We start from the raw sequence: 13,811 nt of genomic DNA on the forward strand, positions 1-13,811 counted from the left end.
TTGCCTATGGCTTTTTTTGTTGAAAACAGATGCCTGTCGTAAATCGCTCAGAAGGTACGACCTGTCCTGGTACGTGGGCCTCATTGGTGCGCCCCATAAGATGTCCAATGGTATCCTTAGGCATGCCACTTTCTAGTACTGAGGTTGCAGCTGTTGCATCTACAAACGCCAGTGATGCGTTCCAGCCAAGTCCTGTGTCCGCCGAGCAAGGCGCAATAAGGGATGTACTACTTATCAAACTGGTCGCACTGCCCAACTCTGCGGCGTTATTGCCAACAAGACCATTTTCGGCTTCGAGAAGTGTCGTTTCACTAGTTTCGCTCATATCTACTCCTTCTACTCATAAGTATATAATAAATATATACTTTTCTAAGCCGCGCTGCAAATTTTTCTCCCCGTCGCCCTATGTCGCCCTCAGAGGGACTTGCATCCATAGCGAGCGTCGGGAAGATGGAATCTACTTGAAGTTAAATCATTGGAGACCGATATGCGGACAATTACAGAGACCGTCTTTGCAATGGCACTTGGGATTGCGTTAGGAGCCCAACAGACCGCGGCTCAAACCTCATTTTTGGACGACACTGATCCAAAACAGGCCATCGTTGATGCCTGTTGGCAAATGGATATGACCGATGCTGTGGCTGTCTATGATTGCCTAGCACTACGAACACCGGGGTCAATTCTTGGCCGACTGCACCCAACCGACGACTGTAGAAAAATCATGCTAGAAGTCGCATTTATGATGCGTGAGGCTTACAAGGCTAAAGGAGTTCGTCAGGTACCATGTGTTTACGTTAACCGAATGGGGGAAAGCGCGGAGCACCCGCTTCCTTCCTGCGAGGTTGCAGCCGAAGTCATCTACGACGCGATTGGCGTAGAACCGATTTGGATGCCGTGTCTTGGCTACGATCCTGAGAACAAAAAAAATCATTTTCGAAACTGTGTTATTGCTTACTTAGTAGGACGTAACAGACTGACGGAGGAAGTCGCCGCTCAACAAGCAAGTTCTATGGGGTGCGATCAACTCAAATCCTTATATTTCCGATCAGCAATGCAACTGGCCTATAAAGAAATCGAAATGTCCAATGGACAGATTTGGAGGTTACCCGAAAATATCGAAGACATTGATTGCTTGGAAATTGCAGAGATCGAGTTCTGATGTTTCGCCTCATAGCCGTTACCTTTGCGTGTGCGTTGCTATCGACACTGATGGGAACACCAGTCGCTGCATCTCAGTCTTTAGATCTGAACTTCGAACAGAACACATGTTCAACACTTTATGAGAACCTGAGCCAACAGGGTGCTATTAGCGGTCCTAGCATCGACTGTGGTGACGTAGGTGCGGCGCTTACAGGGACTACGGGCAATTACCCTTTCTGGCTTGGCTGTCTAGGATATGAAGATATGCCTGCCGCTGCTCACCTCGCGCGGTGTGCAATTCTATCTGCTCGAGTGAAAACCGACGCTCCGACCTTGGATGGTCTTCAGGTTTGCGAAGATATCCTTGCGTTTTATGAGCAGAGCCTACGAGCGTCGAGCAGAACAGATAGCCTACCCCATGGCTACAGCCGCCCGACCTGCGGGCAAGCAGAAGAAGCCCGCCTACTTTGGTCTGGCTCCCGCCCGGGCTGGCTACGATGTCGCGGCTACGATCGCGCTGAAGAAAAAGTGCATGCAGCCGGTTGTCTGCTCGGCGAAAGCCGCCTCGATCGACTTGACGACTGTCGTAAGGTCCGAGGGCTCTACGAAGAACGGTTAATGGCAGCCTATGGCGAGAAACCAGACGGCTATCGTCCTATTCGATGCAGCAACGTCGAAGAAATTGTGGAGCAAGCGACGGAAATGCTCGAGAAACTGCGATCAGAGCAACGTGCTGCTCAACTGCGTGCGGCTGCTCAACGTGTTCGCACCCACAGACAAACACCACAGGTCAACATGGAACAGCTGATCAAAGGCTTTATCATGCTGCGAATGCAGGCTGATCAAGCCCTTGCAAATGTACCTATTCCAACTCAAGCCGAGATCGCTACTGCAGCCAGTGAGATTAATGAGCAAGTGCGTGATGGAATGATAGTTCTCAGAGAGCGAGACACACCTCAACTATCTGACACGCAAAAGAACTTCTTCAGAAGGGACGCAAGAATCTCCACCGTCGATGCCGAAGTTGGTATGGAACCAACGCACAACCTCATTATCGGCGAACAAGAGTAGAGGCATTATGCGCCTCATCCTGACGATCGCACTTCTTGTATACGTTGTTGCTGCGCTGATCACGAACTCCATGATTGTAAACGCGGCAACCTATGACGTAGCACTCGTTAGCCAGGTAGTCGTTGTTCAGTTGCAAAGGCTCTCTGAGTTTTTCACGACACTCGGTTTGTCGCTGATAATCCTGAGGTCCTACGTGTCACGCCTCGATCGACCTGAAGTGATTTCAATCAGCCGCTTGTCTATTTGCGCTGGTATAATCGGTCTTGCCTTCGTCGTCCTTATGCCTGTGCAGCAGAAGGCTATGCAATGGCTCGTGCAATTGGCTCCTGCAGAGATGCGACGCGACGCTCTGGTGCTTTCAGTAACAAATTACGGGGTGATCCGAGGCGATGTGGCAATCCCCCAGCTCGAGATCACACGAGATGAAATGCGAGAGCACCCCTTGCAAACACTGTTTCCGCTACTCAATCCGATCTTGTTGTTTAGCGACGGCTTTGAAGCGGCCAGATCCGATGTTGGACCGATTGCCCGGACCGTTCTTAAAAACGATCTCACTCGCAACCATGATCTTGTCAGCGTCGGCTTCAACGGTGCAATGGATGCAAGCTGTCTTGCACTCGACAAATTGTTTGCCGACTACACGAAAGCATCGAATAGTACAGCAAAGGACTTCTCAAGAAGCTCTGACCAGGAAGCCGTACGCAAGGAATGGTTCGAAAAGATCGATGAGTTGTTTGGCGAAGGCGCTGATATCGTTCCGCAGATCCGAAATCAGCAGGAATTTTTGGAACATCCAGCTGTACAAGCTAAAGTCCACGCTACTGTCGAAGAAAACCTACGCGCGATACAAATTCCTAACTTTCTTAGTGCGCTGGGAAGTACGGACGAACTGGCGGAGTATGCCAGAGAACGAATGTCAGCGAAGGTCACAAATCCCTGCGCCGCTACCTGGGACAGTTTCACAGAAGATGGGCACAGGGACGATTTAGTTGACGATCTCGCCGCCTACTACGCACGTCTAGTCGGAGAGGACTACCGGCGTCTAGGAAATGAGGGCGATCTGAACACCTTTGGCGAAGTTGTGATGTTGTATGCATTTGCGCCTGCAATCGGCCTTGCATCGACCTGGCTTCTTGCAAGCTTACAGCTGATCGTGGCGCTTTCCATGATTGCACGTTATCAGCTCCGATTGCCGAAGGTGGCATGCGGAGCCATCTTAGCAGGGGCAACCGGATTGATACTGATAGTGCCCATCACGTTGCGCTCTGATGTTGAACTATCAAGACCAGGGCTCGAAGACCGCTTCAATGCAATGGGTGACTTGTGGAGCCCTTGGGGGGCGCCGCTTCAGGTCAGTTTGCGATCGTTGATCCGGGCCGAAGAGACCGTCTATCCAATTGGTCGTGTTCTCCGTTGCACCACGCCGATTGTCCTATTCGACATGTTTGGCGAAGACTGCGAGGGTTCATAGTATGACAGGATTTGATCCACATAGCAGCGAGGTAAACACTCGCGACAAAACGGGGGAATACAAGTCAGGCGCTGAGCCAACTGAAGATCAATTGTCAAACGCTCAACGCCACCCAACCGGACAAGGCGCAGCAAAGGCGCTCCCACTCTTAGCATCTAAGGCTACTCGTTTTCTTGGTCTATGGGCCCTTGTAACCGTTCTTTTGGTGCAGACCATCAAGCTCTTCCGAGATACTTTCAGCTTCACAGAAAACTCCTCCGGCATTCTTGCCGTGACCTTTATCTTCACGGCTGGAGTGCGCTACATGGCTTCAAGCCAGTTCAATACTGTCAAGGTTATCGCGATTGGCGTGGTACTTGAGAGAATCCTACGTCCAATCCGAAGCATGATTGGAACGGCCTGGACGTTCTTTTTGCTTGGATTCATCGCTGTCTTCATAGGTCAGTGCAGTACCAGCCCAAACGCACCTATCGAAGATGTCTTTATCGTCTCGTTAGACAAATACTGGAGCTGGCTCGGACAGGCTTGGCGTAAGTTACTCTGGCACTTCGGGTGGCTTTGAATTGTGCGCTTCGATCCGCTTCACACGACCATCATTCGCCGCGGGAACACGCTTCTCGGGCAAACTACTATTGAGGTAGACGTTGCAACCACCACGATGCACCTTTCGTTTTGCGGCAATCCCTTCCGCTTCCCACTTAATCCAATCGTCAATGAACATCACAAAGTACCCTGAAATCTGGTTCCAATCCTCATATCTAGAAATCGCATAGTGGTGGATAATGTAGCCAGCCGTCACATTCCGGCGATCCGACATCCAGTCAAGAAGCCGCCAGTAGTACTTCGGCAGCCGCACCCAAGCACTGTGTTTTTTCTCTGGTATAGGGAAAGCCGCCTTTATCAGAACATCATCATCTTCATGCCTTGGTAAAAAGTCTTCAATCATTCAATACCTTATTCTTCTCTTCCTTTATCAAAAATGTCTTTTAGGTTACCACTCTCCAGTTCGTCTTGTCCAATTTCGCTTCCATCAAGCGTATATTTTAGGGCACGTTCGGCCTCTTCCAGCTCTCGCTGCGCAATCTCCGCCTCATTGTCCAAACGCTGCAGTTCCTTATCAGCCGCCGTCAAAGGTGGATCGAAGGTAAGTTCCGATGGCTCGAGTGTGACTGTGATTTCTAGTTCGGTCTCTTCTAAACCTTCCTCAGTCTGTGTTTTGCCCTCTTCCTCGATTTGGTCTTTTACAGTCTGTGGATATAGCTTGTTCATATCGAATTCGTCGTCATTATCGATCATACCGATGCTCTCCAGATAATGCCTTATGTGAACTTAAAGCTAGTGTATCACCAATGAGATTTCCACGCGGGAACCCGTCCCAAACCAACAAAGATGTTCCGATTGCAACAGGTGGCTGGGGCAAGTTGCATGGCGGCTTTGAACCCGGAGATCTATGGCTAGGTCGAACAGAAGAGGATGTGGCTGTTGGCTACAATGACGACAGACATGTGGTCACCGTAGCTGGCAGCCGCGCCGGCAAGGGTCGTTCCTGCATCATTCCGAACTTATGCGTCTGGCCTGAGAGTTGCGTCGTTATCGACCCAAAGGGAGAAAACGCCTATCATACAGCCACCAACAGGAGCGAACTTGGTCATTCAGTCTTTGTTCTGGATCCATTTGATGCTTCTGGAGTGCCAAATGATCTGAGAGGGACATTTAATCCCCTTGATTTGATCGACGAAAAGAGCCCGGACGCGCTTGATGAAGCTTCATTGATTGCAGATGCAATTGTCGTGTCTGCTGACTCTAGGGATGCACATTGGGATGAGTCCGCACGGGCCTTTATTGAAGCATTGATCCTCTTTGTTTGCTCAAGGCATCAAGATGAAAGAGACAAGCGCAATCTGGTTCAAGTCCGCATGTTGCTGACGCAGGGAGCGACCGATATCGCGCTTCAAATGAGACTTTTAGCTGAGAAGAATGGGCAAAAGCTACAAGAAGACAAAATCGACCCATTTGGAATCTTGCTCAATGAGATGGAGCATTGTGAGGCATTTGGCGGGGTAATCTCGGGAGCAGCCGCTTTGCTCAAGCAAGTTGGCGACCGCGAGCGGGGAAGCATCCTAAGCACTGCTAGACGAAATACGAAGTTTCTCGATAGTCCGGCGATGCGGAAATCATTAATTTGGTCGAACTTTGAACTTGATAGTTTAAAAACGAGCGAGAAACCGGTGAGCTTGTATTTGTGCCTTCCGGCACGGCGTCTTGCGTCTCACGCTCGTTGGTTGAGGATGTTCCTCAACCTAGCATTCTCTCGGATGGAAGCCATTGGCAAGCGAACTGACGGCAAACCAGTCCTGTTTGTTTTGGATGAGTTCGCTGTACTTGGACACATGGCCTGCCTCGAAAAGGCAGCGGGTCTTATGGCCGGATATGGAGTTAAGCTGTGGACGATACTTCAGGACCTCACACAGCTTCAACGACACTACGAGGGAAGTTGGGAAACCTTTCTTGGAAATGCTGGTTTGCTACAGTTTTTCGGAAACACCGACCTGACTACACTCAAACACATCTCCGACAGACTTGGCGAAGTTGAAATCATAAGGAACCTCGAAAGCTCTTCTCAGAACGTTCAGAGGGGTTCGTCAGAAATGCCAGAGCTACAGCAGCTTTCTGCGAGACAAAAAGAAGGTATCCTGGGTGCATTTGCAAAATCTGAGACCAAATCAGAGTCAGCCTCATACAGCCAAAATCTTTCAGAAAATATCCAGCGAAGTCCTCTCCTGACACCAGAAGAAGTTGGGCGGTACTTTGCGAGGAGCGGCGGCTGGCAAGTACTCTTTCTTGCAGGTTCCCGTCCGGTCGCTCTAAAGCGCACAAATTACGACGACGACCCAGCTTTCAAGAATCTTTTTAGACCATAAGACAACTGATTTTAATGCCTTCTCTTAGGACATGTTGTTTTCGAGATGACCCACGGCACATGGGTTAGATCAACATATTGCTTTGAAGCACGCCCGTTACACAACGGAGCGTTGCACCAATGACTCAACATGAAGATGATGGTCCTGAAGGGCTAACTCCGCTCTAGCAACGGCTCTACATTTAAGGGTAGCCCGTACGCGCGGGCGTTTGCTTCGCCAGGAGGACGGAGATCTGTATGACAAACGCATTTTACTTCGGCGACAACTTGCACATTCTGCGCGAATACATTCCGGATGAAGTCGTTGATCTAGTATACCTCGACCCGCCTTTCAACTCGAATGCTAGCTACAACTTGCTTTTTAGAAGCCCCGACAAAAGTAAATGGGCCGACTCGCAAATCTCAACCTTTGACGACACCTGGTCGTGGGGTGACGTCGCGGATGAAGCGTTCGAGGATGTTCTTTCGCAAGGCGGGAAGGCAGCAGACGTTCTATCGTCTTTGAGATTAATTCTCGGCACAAATGACATGCTGGCATACTTAACAATGATGACAGCTCGCCTTGTCGAATTGCACAGGATTCTGAAACCGACCGGCAGCCTCTATCTTCATTGTGATCCGACAGCTAGTCACTATCTTAAGATCGTCTTAGACGGGATCTTCGGACCGCAGCACTACCGAACAGAGCTAAGCTGGAGGCGTCAGAGTGCACACAATGATGGTGCGCAAGGGCGAAAACAGTTCGGAAACGTCCGTGATACAATCTTCTTTTACACTAAATCGTCTAAATGGACGTGGAACACGCTTTATACAGACTACAAGCAAGACTATGTCGACAAGTTCTATCGTCATATTGAGCCAAAGACGGGCAGGAGGTTTCGGCTTGGCGACATAACAGCTCCCGGAGGAGCCGATCCCAAAAAGAGAAACCCAACCTACGAGTTCCTCGGTGTTAAAAGATACTGGCGCTATTCTGAAGCAAGAATGCATGAGCTATACCATGAGGGACGAATAATCCAAACTCGCCCTGGGAACGTGCCTCAGTACAAGCGCTATTTGGACGAAATGCCGGGCGTAGCACTACAAAACGATTGGGATGACGTGAAACCGCTCCATGGATCCAGCAAGGAGAAGCTTGGATACCCAACGCAGAAGCCCTTGGCGCTACTTGAGCGAATTATCGGTTCGTCTTCAAACCCAGGTGACACAATCCTCGATCCGTTTTGTGGCTGCGGAACGACCCTCCATGCAGCCGAGGAGATGGGCAGAAGCTGGATAGGAATTGATGTTGCAGTTCAATCGATGCATGTCGTTCAGGACCGGCTTAAACACCATTTCAGTGGCGTCACCTACGACGTTTATGGCATTCCCAAAAGTGCCGATGGAGCACTCTGGCTGGCCAAGAACCATCCTTTCAAGTTCGAGGAGTGGGCAGTAAGTGCGCTTGGTGCTATGCATTCCGGTAAGTTCAGGAACGATGGCGGCATTGACGGAACTTTCTATTATCTTACTGCGAGCGATGAGCGAAGCAGAGGTATCGTCTCAGTGAAAGGAGGGCGCAGTCTGAATCCCGGTATGGTCCGGGATCTAGCGGGAACAGTTCAAACACAGCGCCGGTTGACTAGAGACGATAAGGCTATCGGTGTTCTTATTTGTGCACATGAACCGACAAAGGGAATGCGGGATGCTGCACGCGAGTTCGGCAAAGTGGACACATTATTTGGAGATATCCCGGCTATCCAGATCATCTCTGTCTCTGACATGTTCTCCGGAGCCACCATCAACGTTCCTGCAATGCTAGACACGGTTGCAGCAGCATCAATTGGCAGAAAGAAGTCACCTTCCTCTGCCTTCAAAAAGCCACGAGACCTCGCTCAGCGCGAAATCATGCTGCCAATAACTGGCGGTAAATCGGACAGCACCAAGGAGATTGAGGCCAAAAAGCAGCCGATCATGCCCGCATTCCGATCTCAACGATATGCCGGGTAGGATATTGTCGCTCAATAATAGTTTCGTGAAAGTTTTCATCTGCATGCAGGTCTCTTAGAGCTCATAGTTCGAACTTTTTCCACCTATGTCGGTTCGAACTCCAAACTCCCGCAATAACGCGAGGCGCAAGCTGTGTTTTGTACTACAAAACGCTTGGCAAGGAGGCGCTCCAAAGCAAGCTTTTCCACCCTCCTGTGCAACCTCCCGGCGATGGCTCTTTCTGGGCATTGACCCCATACAGAGCCAACAGATCGTATCGCCGATCAACCACTCAGCAAGGAGACTTCGCTCTCCCTGCACCCATCGATCAAAGGGCGTTCCTGCCCGTTTGAAATCCTGACCATTTCATGGAGACGACTGCATCGAGACCAAAGGAAGGGAGCATTCGCGCTCCCCTTCCTTGGATCCATCCCATCGAGCAGGAGTGTGTCACACCCCTTGCATCCCTGACCAACCCTGCGCGGATTGGATGCCGCCATCTTGCCGAAGATGGATCACTCCCAGTAGCCTATCGCTGCCCCTGAAACCCAGCTCGTCAGACTTGGAGAACTGCTTCTCCACCAACACCGAACCATGTACATTCGAACCCTGCGCCTTCGCATGGAGACGCCTTCAGCGAGACCAAATAGACGGCGACTGGAGGGTTTGTGGATATCTCCATGCCTTAGTGAGCTCAATCGTGCACAACGCTGGCGAGAATGCTAAGCTTCTACAACACGCTAGGAGTTTGCGCGCATGTACGCATTTAGTATTGAACAAACCGCTTCAACGGGAGGGCAGCTCAAAACATGCTGTTCAAACATCGAAACAAGATTCGGCCTGTTTAAGCGCAAAGAGGCTGATGCTCGATCTCTTAGGATACCCTCGTCCTCCTGCCTTTTCGCCAGACGCAGGGAAAACTCGTTTAAGTCAGCGGGGCATAGGCCATGAGCGACACGTCCAACTACACGCAAGGTGGCGATGCGCAAGCCATCAGTCGGATTGCAAAGGACTACTATGGCGGCTTTCCTGAAATGTTTGCAGCACATGATTGGCCAGAGCGTGGCACTGGCATGATGCCTTCTGTTCAGGCCCATGTCGTACGCAGCTATGGAAGCGTACGCGCCTTCGAAGACGCCCATATTGCTGATGAACTCATGCTTCCCATAACAGCCATAAAGCGTGATACGCCGAATGTTTGGTTGACCAGCTTTTATGGCTTTGCCCCCGAGAAATGGGGATTTCTTGGCTTTGCTGATGAGACGAGACGGCAAGGGTTCTTGAGGCAAACGCAACCGGGTGTACTTGTGGTCATTTACGGATCGGGCGATGCTCCAAAGGACGAACTCTACAACGTCATTGGAATTCAGCAGTGTTCACATCAAATTGGATCTGCTGAACAGTTCATGCACCCCCTCGCATGGGACGTTAAGAGAGTTGATCCGGATCAAGCTGATCGTTGGAACTATGCGGTAAGGACCACCCGAGCTTGGCGTGTAACGCCAGAATCTCGCATGAATGTTCGCAAGTTTGCGCCAGAAGCCACACGAACAGGTGCATGGCAGCACATCGGATCCCGCGGCGTTCAACTATCGAAGGCTGAGGCCGAAAACATTCTAAAGCTCGATTTGCAAGAGGTTGATGTCTACGGCGAGAACCCAATCCTTGGCTCCTCGGCGGGTAGTGCCACAGAAATATTGGCTCCTAGCAAACCCGGGCCGGTGTCGCAGCGCTCGTTTGTGACCCGTGAATCTGAAGGGCCAAAACACTTGTACATCTTACGACTGAAGGGTGACACAGACGCATTTCTTGGCAAACTGGCGAACGGCCAAATCATTGTTAAAGCGGGGTTTTCGAAGTCGCCCCAAACACGTTGCGATGATCACAACCGGACAATCCCAGAATGCGCCTTCAGATGGGAGGTTCTTCATTCTGGACCAAAGTACGACATGAAAGCTTATCCAACGTCTGAACATGCTAAACACGGCGAGCGTGTTATGCAGCAGATCTTGAGCTCGAGGCCAAGAGGCCGATCATTAGGAGGTGAGTTTTTCCTCGCCGAGCCGACTCTCATACAAGACGCCTGGGAACAAGGAAATCAATCAGCAAAAGAATATACGAAATGAATTTTACGACAGTACGTTTTTTCACGCTCACTGAACAACAGAAGTTAGCTAAGCTATCATGGTTTACGGTCCTCCTTTTGTCAGACAGAAAACAAACAGAGTTTGGTGGTCAGAATTTACTAGTCGCGTCTAGCATCTTAGATGAGGGAGACTGCTAACGTGTTGAATGTTGAAAAAGACCACTTTCGCAGGGCGGCTCTAGAAATCGGCCAAAGCGGCGAAAATGACACACTTCCTTACGATATAGAAGCAGGCTTCATTCGCGATAAGGCTGATGATCTTGCTGAAATATGCATTCGGCTTTTTGAAAACGTTAACGCTAGGCCGGCATGCAACGCCAGAGCCTTCATGAACAAACTAACGGTTGGCGCGGAGCGTCTTCTTGTTCCAGCTGGCTCCTATGGTTTTCGGATTACGACCAAGATACATCCTTTCTGGAACCTCTATTTGAATGGTCTAGGATTTGCTATAGCCGAAGCAAATGAACCGAACCGAAGCAATCGGGCGCACTCCTATAGACTGAGTGCAGGTGGGGAGGGATTGTTTGACAGAACTAGATCTTGGCGAACTTACAAGGAAGCAACGCTAAAAGAACCGATTCTGGAGCAAGCGGAGGCTGTTGTCGTCCAAACAGACATCTCAGGTTTCTACGAGCACATTTATCATCACAGATTGGAAAACTTGCTTGATGACCTTGCGCCCGAAAACTCTAGAGTGGCGGTTCAGGTTGATAGAATACTCAACAAACTAGCATCTGGAAGATCGTTTGGGCTCCCGGTAGGTGGGCAATGCGCGAGGGTTCTTGCTGAAGTCTTGATGACACCTATTGATGCATCTCTTTCGGACTCGGACATCGTTTGGCACCGCTTTGTCGATGACTTCACGTTGATATGCACGTCTCAGCAAGATGCCTATGCTGCGCTGTCTACTCTTTCTAATACCTTGGCGGACTATGGTCTGTCTCTGAACCGGACTAAGACAACGATCCTTAGCGCTAGCCACTACAAGGAATTTATAGCAGTTCAGCTTGGGCAAGGTGATGAAACAACCGTCGCGTTACGTGAACTGGATCTGCATTTTGATCCATACTCTGACACTGCCCAAGCGCAGTACGATCAACTCAAAAAATCCTTCAATGAAATCGATATTCAGTTCTTACTTGATCTCGAGAAAGAGAAATCTCAACCAGACGCTTTCGTGATGGCACAAATTGGTCGAGCATTAAAGTTTCAGGAGCCTCAAGTCGCAGCGCAACTATGTGCGACCCTCCTGGACCCGGGTAACTTAGACTCGTTTCGAGCATCGTGGTCAAAGATTTTACGCGGTGTGTACGCTGTTCGCGCAAACATTGATTTTGCTCCGGTATTTGAGCAAATTGATGGTCTTCTTGACGCCATCCCGACACAGGTACCTCATCTTTTGATACCTGAAGCCAACAATCTACATTTTCTTCGTGCCATTAGATTCAGAAAAACAGAAGCAAGAGGAGTCTATGTAAGGTATACTTATGATCATAGTTCATCGAGTACAGTCAGACGGGCTTGCATAGACTGCTGGAGGCACTGGCCCGACCGCCCGAGCTTTACTCGCTTACGCGGCCAATGGCAGAATTTAAGTCCCAAAGAACAAAGAATGCTATGGCTTGCAGCTGGCAACTTTGGAGATGAAGGCAAAAAGGCTAGAGATCAACTTCGCGGCTCACTAAGAGGTTCGTGGCGCCTGGGTTTCGAGCCCAACAAAGGGGCAACCTTTGCCTCCTGTTACCAGACTTGGGTCGAAGAAAATGGCCAATAGATTACCATTTCGAGATCCGCGAACAGTCGCGCGAGACATTCCCGGAGTGTTGGATATTCTTTTTCCGAGACTTACAGGAGGTCTTGTTGCGGCGCTAAATAAAACAGCATTCTCGTTCATCGGTGTAAGTCGTGTTTCGGAAGATCTTGTCAGCAATAGTCAACTACGCAGGGCGATGCTGTTTGAACTTTCAGTGGCGCGGGCAGAGAAAGTCTTAACCGGCGAAGATAATCCAAGCTGGGATGAAGTTCTTGATATTGCCGTCGAACGCCAGAAAAAACACTTTGATGCGAAGATTCCGGATACGCTTATCCAGCGGGACAAAGACTTGGCATCCCACACGGCGCAAAACCTCGTCGCTATGTTACGCAATGTTGAGGATCAGCATCCGGCCTCATCGCTTTCCATTGCTCCTTCGATACCAGGCTTGGGATGGATCGCATCAGGACATGGAGATTTTGCTTTGGGAAACATCTTGATTGAAGTGAAACATACCGACCGAAACTTTATGGCAAGAGATTTTCGCCAAGTACTGATGTACTGGCTTCTGAAATACTCTGCGACGGTTGAACGGGGTGACGAAGTTTGGACTGAATGCTTGTTTTTAAATCCAAGGCGCAACTCTGGCTTACTCTTCAATTTTGACAATGTACTTCACTCGGCTTCTGCGAGTTCCAACCGTGTAGAACTACTTGAGTTACTGCGTTCTGTCGTAGGCGAAGAGTTTGCGCGGATCTAGCATCTTAAAGTCGTCAACCTTTGACTAGCTGCGAGACCTTTTGAAGAAATTGATCACGCAGCATGTATGCGGGTGGCTGGTTGTCCTACCTCACTATGATGCCAGATTTCGATAGATGAACTGTTTGGTTGGGTGTCCAGAAAACTCAACGCGGATTTAGCGACTGAGGCGGCACCTTCTCCAAAGATAAGAAACACCGCTCTTTGATATCTTCCTCGGGTTAAAAATGAGTTCAGTTTTATAAAATCGTTTCTGATTTCAGATCGGTTGGCCTCAGATCTTTTAACTTCAATAATTGCGTAGTTGTAATCCATGTCTCCGGGAACGTGGACTAAGAAATCTGGAATAGACCCAACGCCTCTAGCATCTGCAAGAACCGGATGCGTCCTTTTATCGATTTCACCATTGAGCCGGTATTCGGTCTCGAGTGGCCATCGGCTTCTCATCTGATGATAAAGCTCATAACAGTAGACGCGTTCACGGTAGACTGGCGTGCCCTCAGCAATTGGGAGTTGAAAGTACTCCGTATCCAGGCTCTGGGTTGCCTGTTGAAAAATCACATCAAAATCGTCCATTCGTAAC

The 13,811-nt window shown here is 49.7% G+C and carries 13 protein-coding genes; 9 read left to right on the forward strand and 4 right to left on the reverse strand.

Features of this window, described 5'->3' with window-relative positions; translation table 11 throughout:
• Nucleotides 1-4: 4 nt before the first annotated feature.
• A complete protein-coding gene (locus tag Q1A71_RS19600; protein ID WP_299680532.1) occupies nucleotides 5-325 on the reverse strand; it encodes a hypothetical protein in 321 nt (106 codons plus the stop codon).
• Nucleotides 326-487: 162 nt separating this feature from the next.
• Here Q1A71_RS19600 and Q1A71_RS19605 point away from each other — a divergent pair, with 162 nt between their 5' ends.
• The 4 genes from Q1A71_RS19605 to Q1A71_RS19620 are packed head-to-tail and all read left to right on the forward strand — an operon-like array spanning nucleotide 488 to nucleotide 4,244.
• Nucleotides 488-1,159: a hypothetical protein gene (locus tag Q1A71_RS19605; protein WP_299680535.1), complete on the forward strand. Its 672-nt coding sequence runs from the start codon at nucleotides 488-490 to the stop codon at nucleotides 1,157-1,159.
• Nucleotides 1,159-2,211, forward strand: a complete 1,053-nt coding sequence (locus Q1A71_RS19610; protein WP_299680538.1) for a hypothetical protein — start codon at nucleotides 1,159-1,161, stop codon at nucleotides 2,209-2,211. The genes Q1A71_RS19605 and Q1A71_RS19610 overlap by 1 nt, the downstream gene beginning before the upstream one ends.
• A gap of 7 nt (nucleotides 2,212-2,218) precedes the next feature.
• Nucleotides 2,219-3,682 (forward strand): hypothetical protein, encoded by a 1,464-nt coding sequence (locus Q1A71_RS19615; protein WP_299680541.1) that lies wholly within the window; start codon nucleotides 2,219-2,221, stop codon nucleotides 3,680-3,682.
• A 1-nt stretch (nucleotide 3,683) separates the two neighbouring features.
• Nucleotides 3,684-4,244 (forward strand): hypothetical protein, encoded by a 561-nt coding sequence (locus tag Q1A71_RS19620; RefSeq protein WP_299680544.1) that lies wholly within the window; start codon nucleotides 3,684-3,686, stop codon nucleotides 4,242-4,244.
• Here Q1A71_RS19620 and Q1A71_RS19625 read toward each other — a convergent pair.
• Together Q1A71_RS19625 and Q1A71_RS19630 are read right to left on the reverse strand one after the other, a co-directional pair.
• Nucleotides 4,218-4,628, reverse strand: coding sequence for a hypothetical protein (locus Q1A71_RS19625; protein ID WP_299680547.1), 411 nt, complete (start codon nucleotides 4,626-4,628; stop codon nucleotides 4,218-4,220). The two genes, Q1A71_RS19620 and Q1A71_RS19625, sit on opposite strands and share 27 nt — an antisense overlap.
• 8 nt (nucleotides 4,629-4,636) lie before the next feature.
• The gene (locus Q1A71_RS19630) at nucleotides 4,637-4,978 is read right to left on the reverse strand and encodes a hypothetical protein (RefSeq protein ID WP_299680550.1); all 342 of its coding nucleotides are present in this window, start codon (nucleotides 4,976-4,978) and stop codon (nucleotides 4,637-4,639) included.
• Between the two features lie 53 nt (nucleotides 4,979-5,031).
• On the opposite strand from Q1A71_RS19630, the gene Q1A71_RS19635 reads away from it, so the two are divergent.
• The 5 genes from Q1A71_RS19635 (at nucleotide 5,032) to Q1A71_RS19655 (ending at nucleotide 13,229) form a co-directional block, all read left to right on the forward strand.
• Nucleotides 5,032-6,603, forward strand: coding sequence for a type IV secretory system conjugative DNA transfer family protein (locus Q1A71_RS19635; RefSeq protein WP_299680553.1), 1,572 nt, complete (start codon nucleotides 5,032-5,034; stop codon nucleotides 6,601-6,603).
• A gap of 236 nt (nucleotides 6,604-6,839) precedes the next feature.
• Nucleotides 6,840-8,591, forward strand: coding sequence for a site-specific DNA-methyltransferase (locus Q1A71_RS19640; RefSeq protein ID WP_299680556.1), 1,752 nt, complete (start codon nucleotides 6,840-6,842; stop codon nucleotides 8,589-8,591).
• 926 nt (nucleotides 8,592-9,517) lie between these two features.
• Entirely contained in the window at nucleotides 9,518-10,696 is a 1,179-nt protein-coding gene (locus Q1A71_RS19645) for a hypothetical protein (RefSeq protein ID WP_299680559.1), read from the forward strand.
• 159 nt (nucleotides 10,697-10,855) lie between these two features.
• Nucleotides 10,856-12,490 (forward strand): RNA-directed DNA polymerase, encoded by a 1,635-nt coding sequence (locus tag Q1A71_RS19650; protein ID WP_299680562.1) that lies wholly within the window; start codon nucleotides 10,856-10,858, stop codon nucleotides 12,488-12,490.
• 49 nt (nucleotides 12,491-12,539) lie between these two features.
• On the forward strand, nucleotides 12,540-13,229 hold the full coding sequence (locus Q1A71_RS19655; protein WP_299680565.1) for a hypothetical protein: 690 nt from the start codon (nucleotides 12,540-12,542) through the stop codon (nucleotides 13,227-13,229).
• A gap of 53 nt (nucleotides 13,230-13,282) precedes the next feature.
• Here Q1A71_RS19655 and Q1A71_RS19660 read toward each other — a convergent pair whose 3' ends face one another.
• Nucleotides 13,283-13,804, reverse strand: coding sequence for a hypothetical protein (locus Q1A71_RS19660; protein ID WP_299680568.1), 522 nt, complete (start codon nucleotides 13,802-13,804; stop codon nucleotides 13,283-13,285).
• Between the last annotated feature and the right edge of the window lie 7 nt (nucleotides 13,805-13,811).

The sequence above is a fragment of the uncultured Roseobacter sp. genome (assembly GCF_947493125.1).
In the GTDB taxonomy this organism is placed as follows: domain Bacteria; phylum Pseudomonadota; class Alphaproteobacteria; order Rhodobacterales; family Rhodobacteraceae; genus Roseobacter.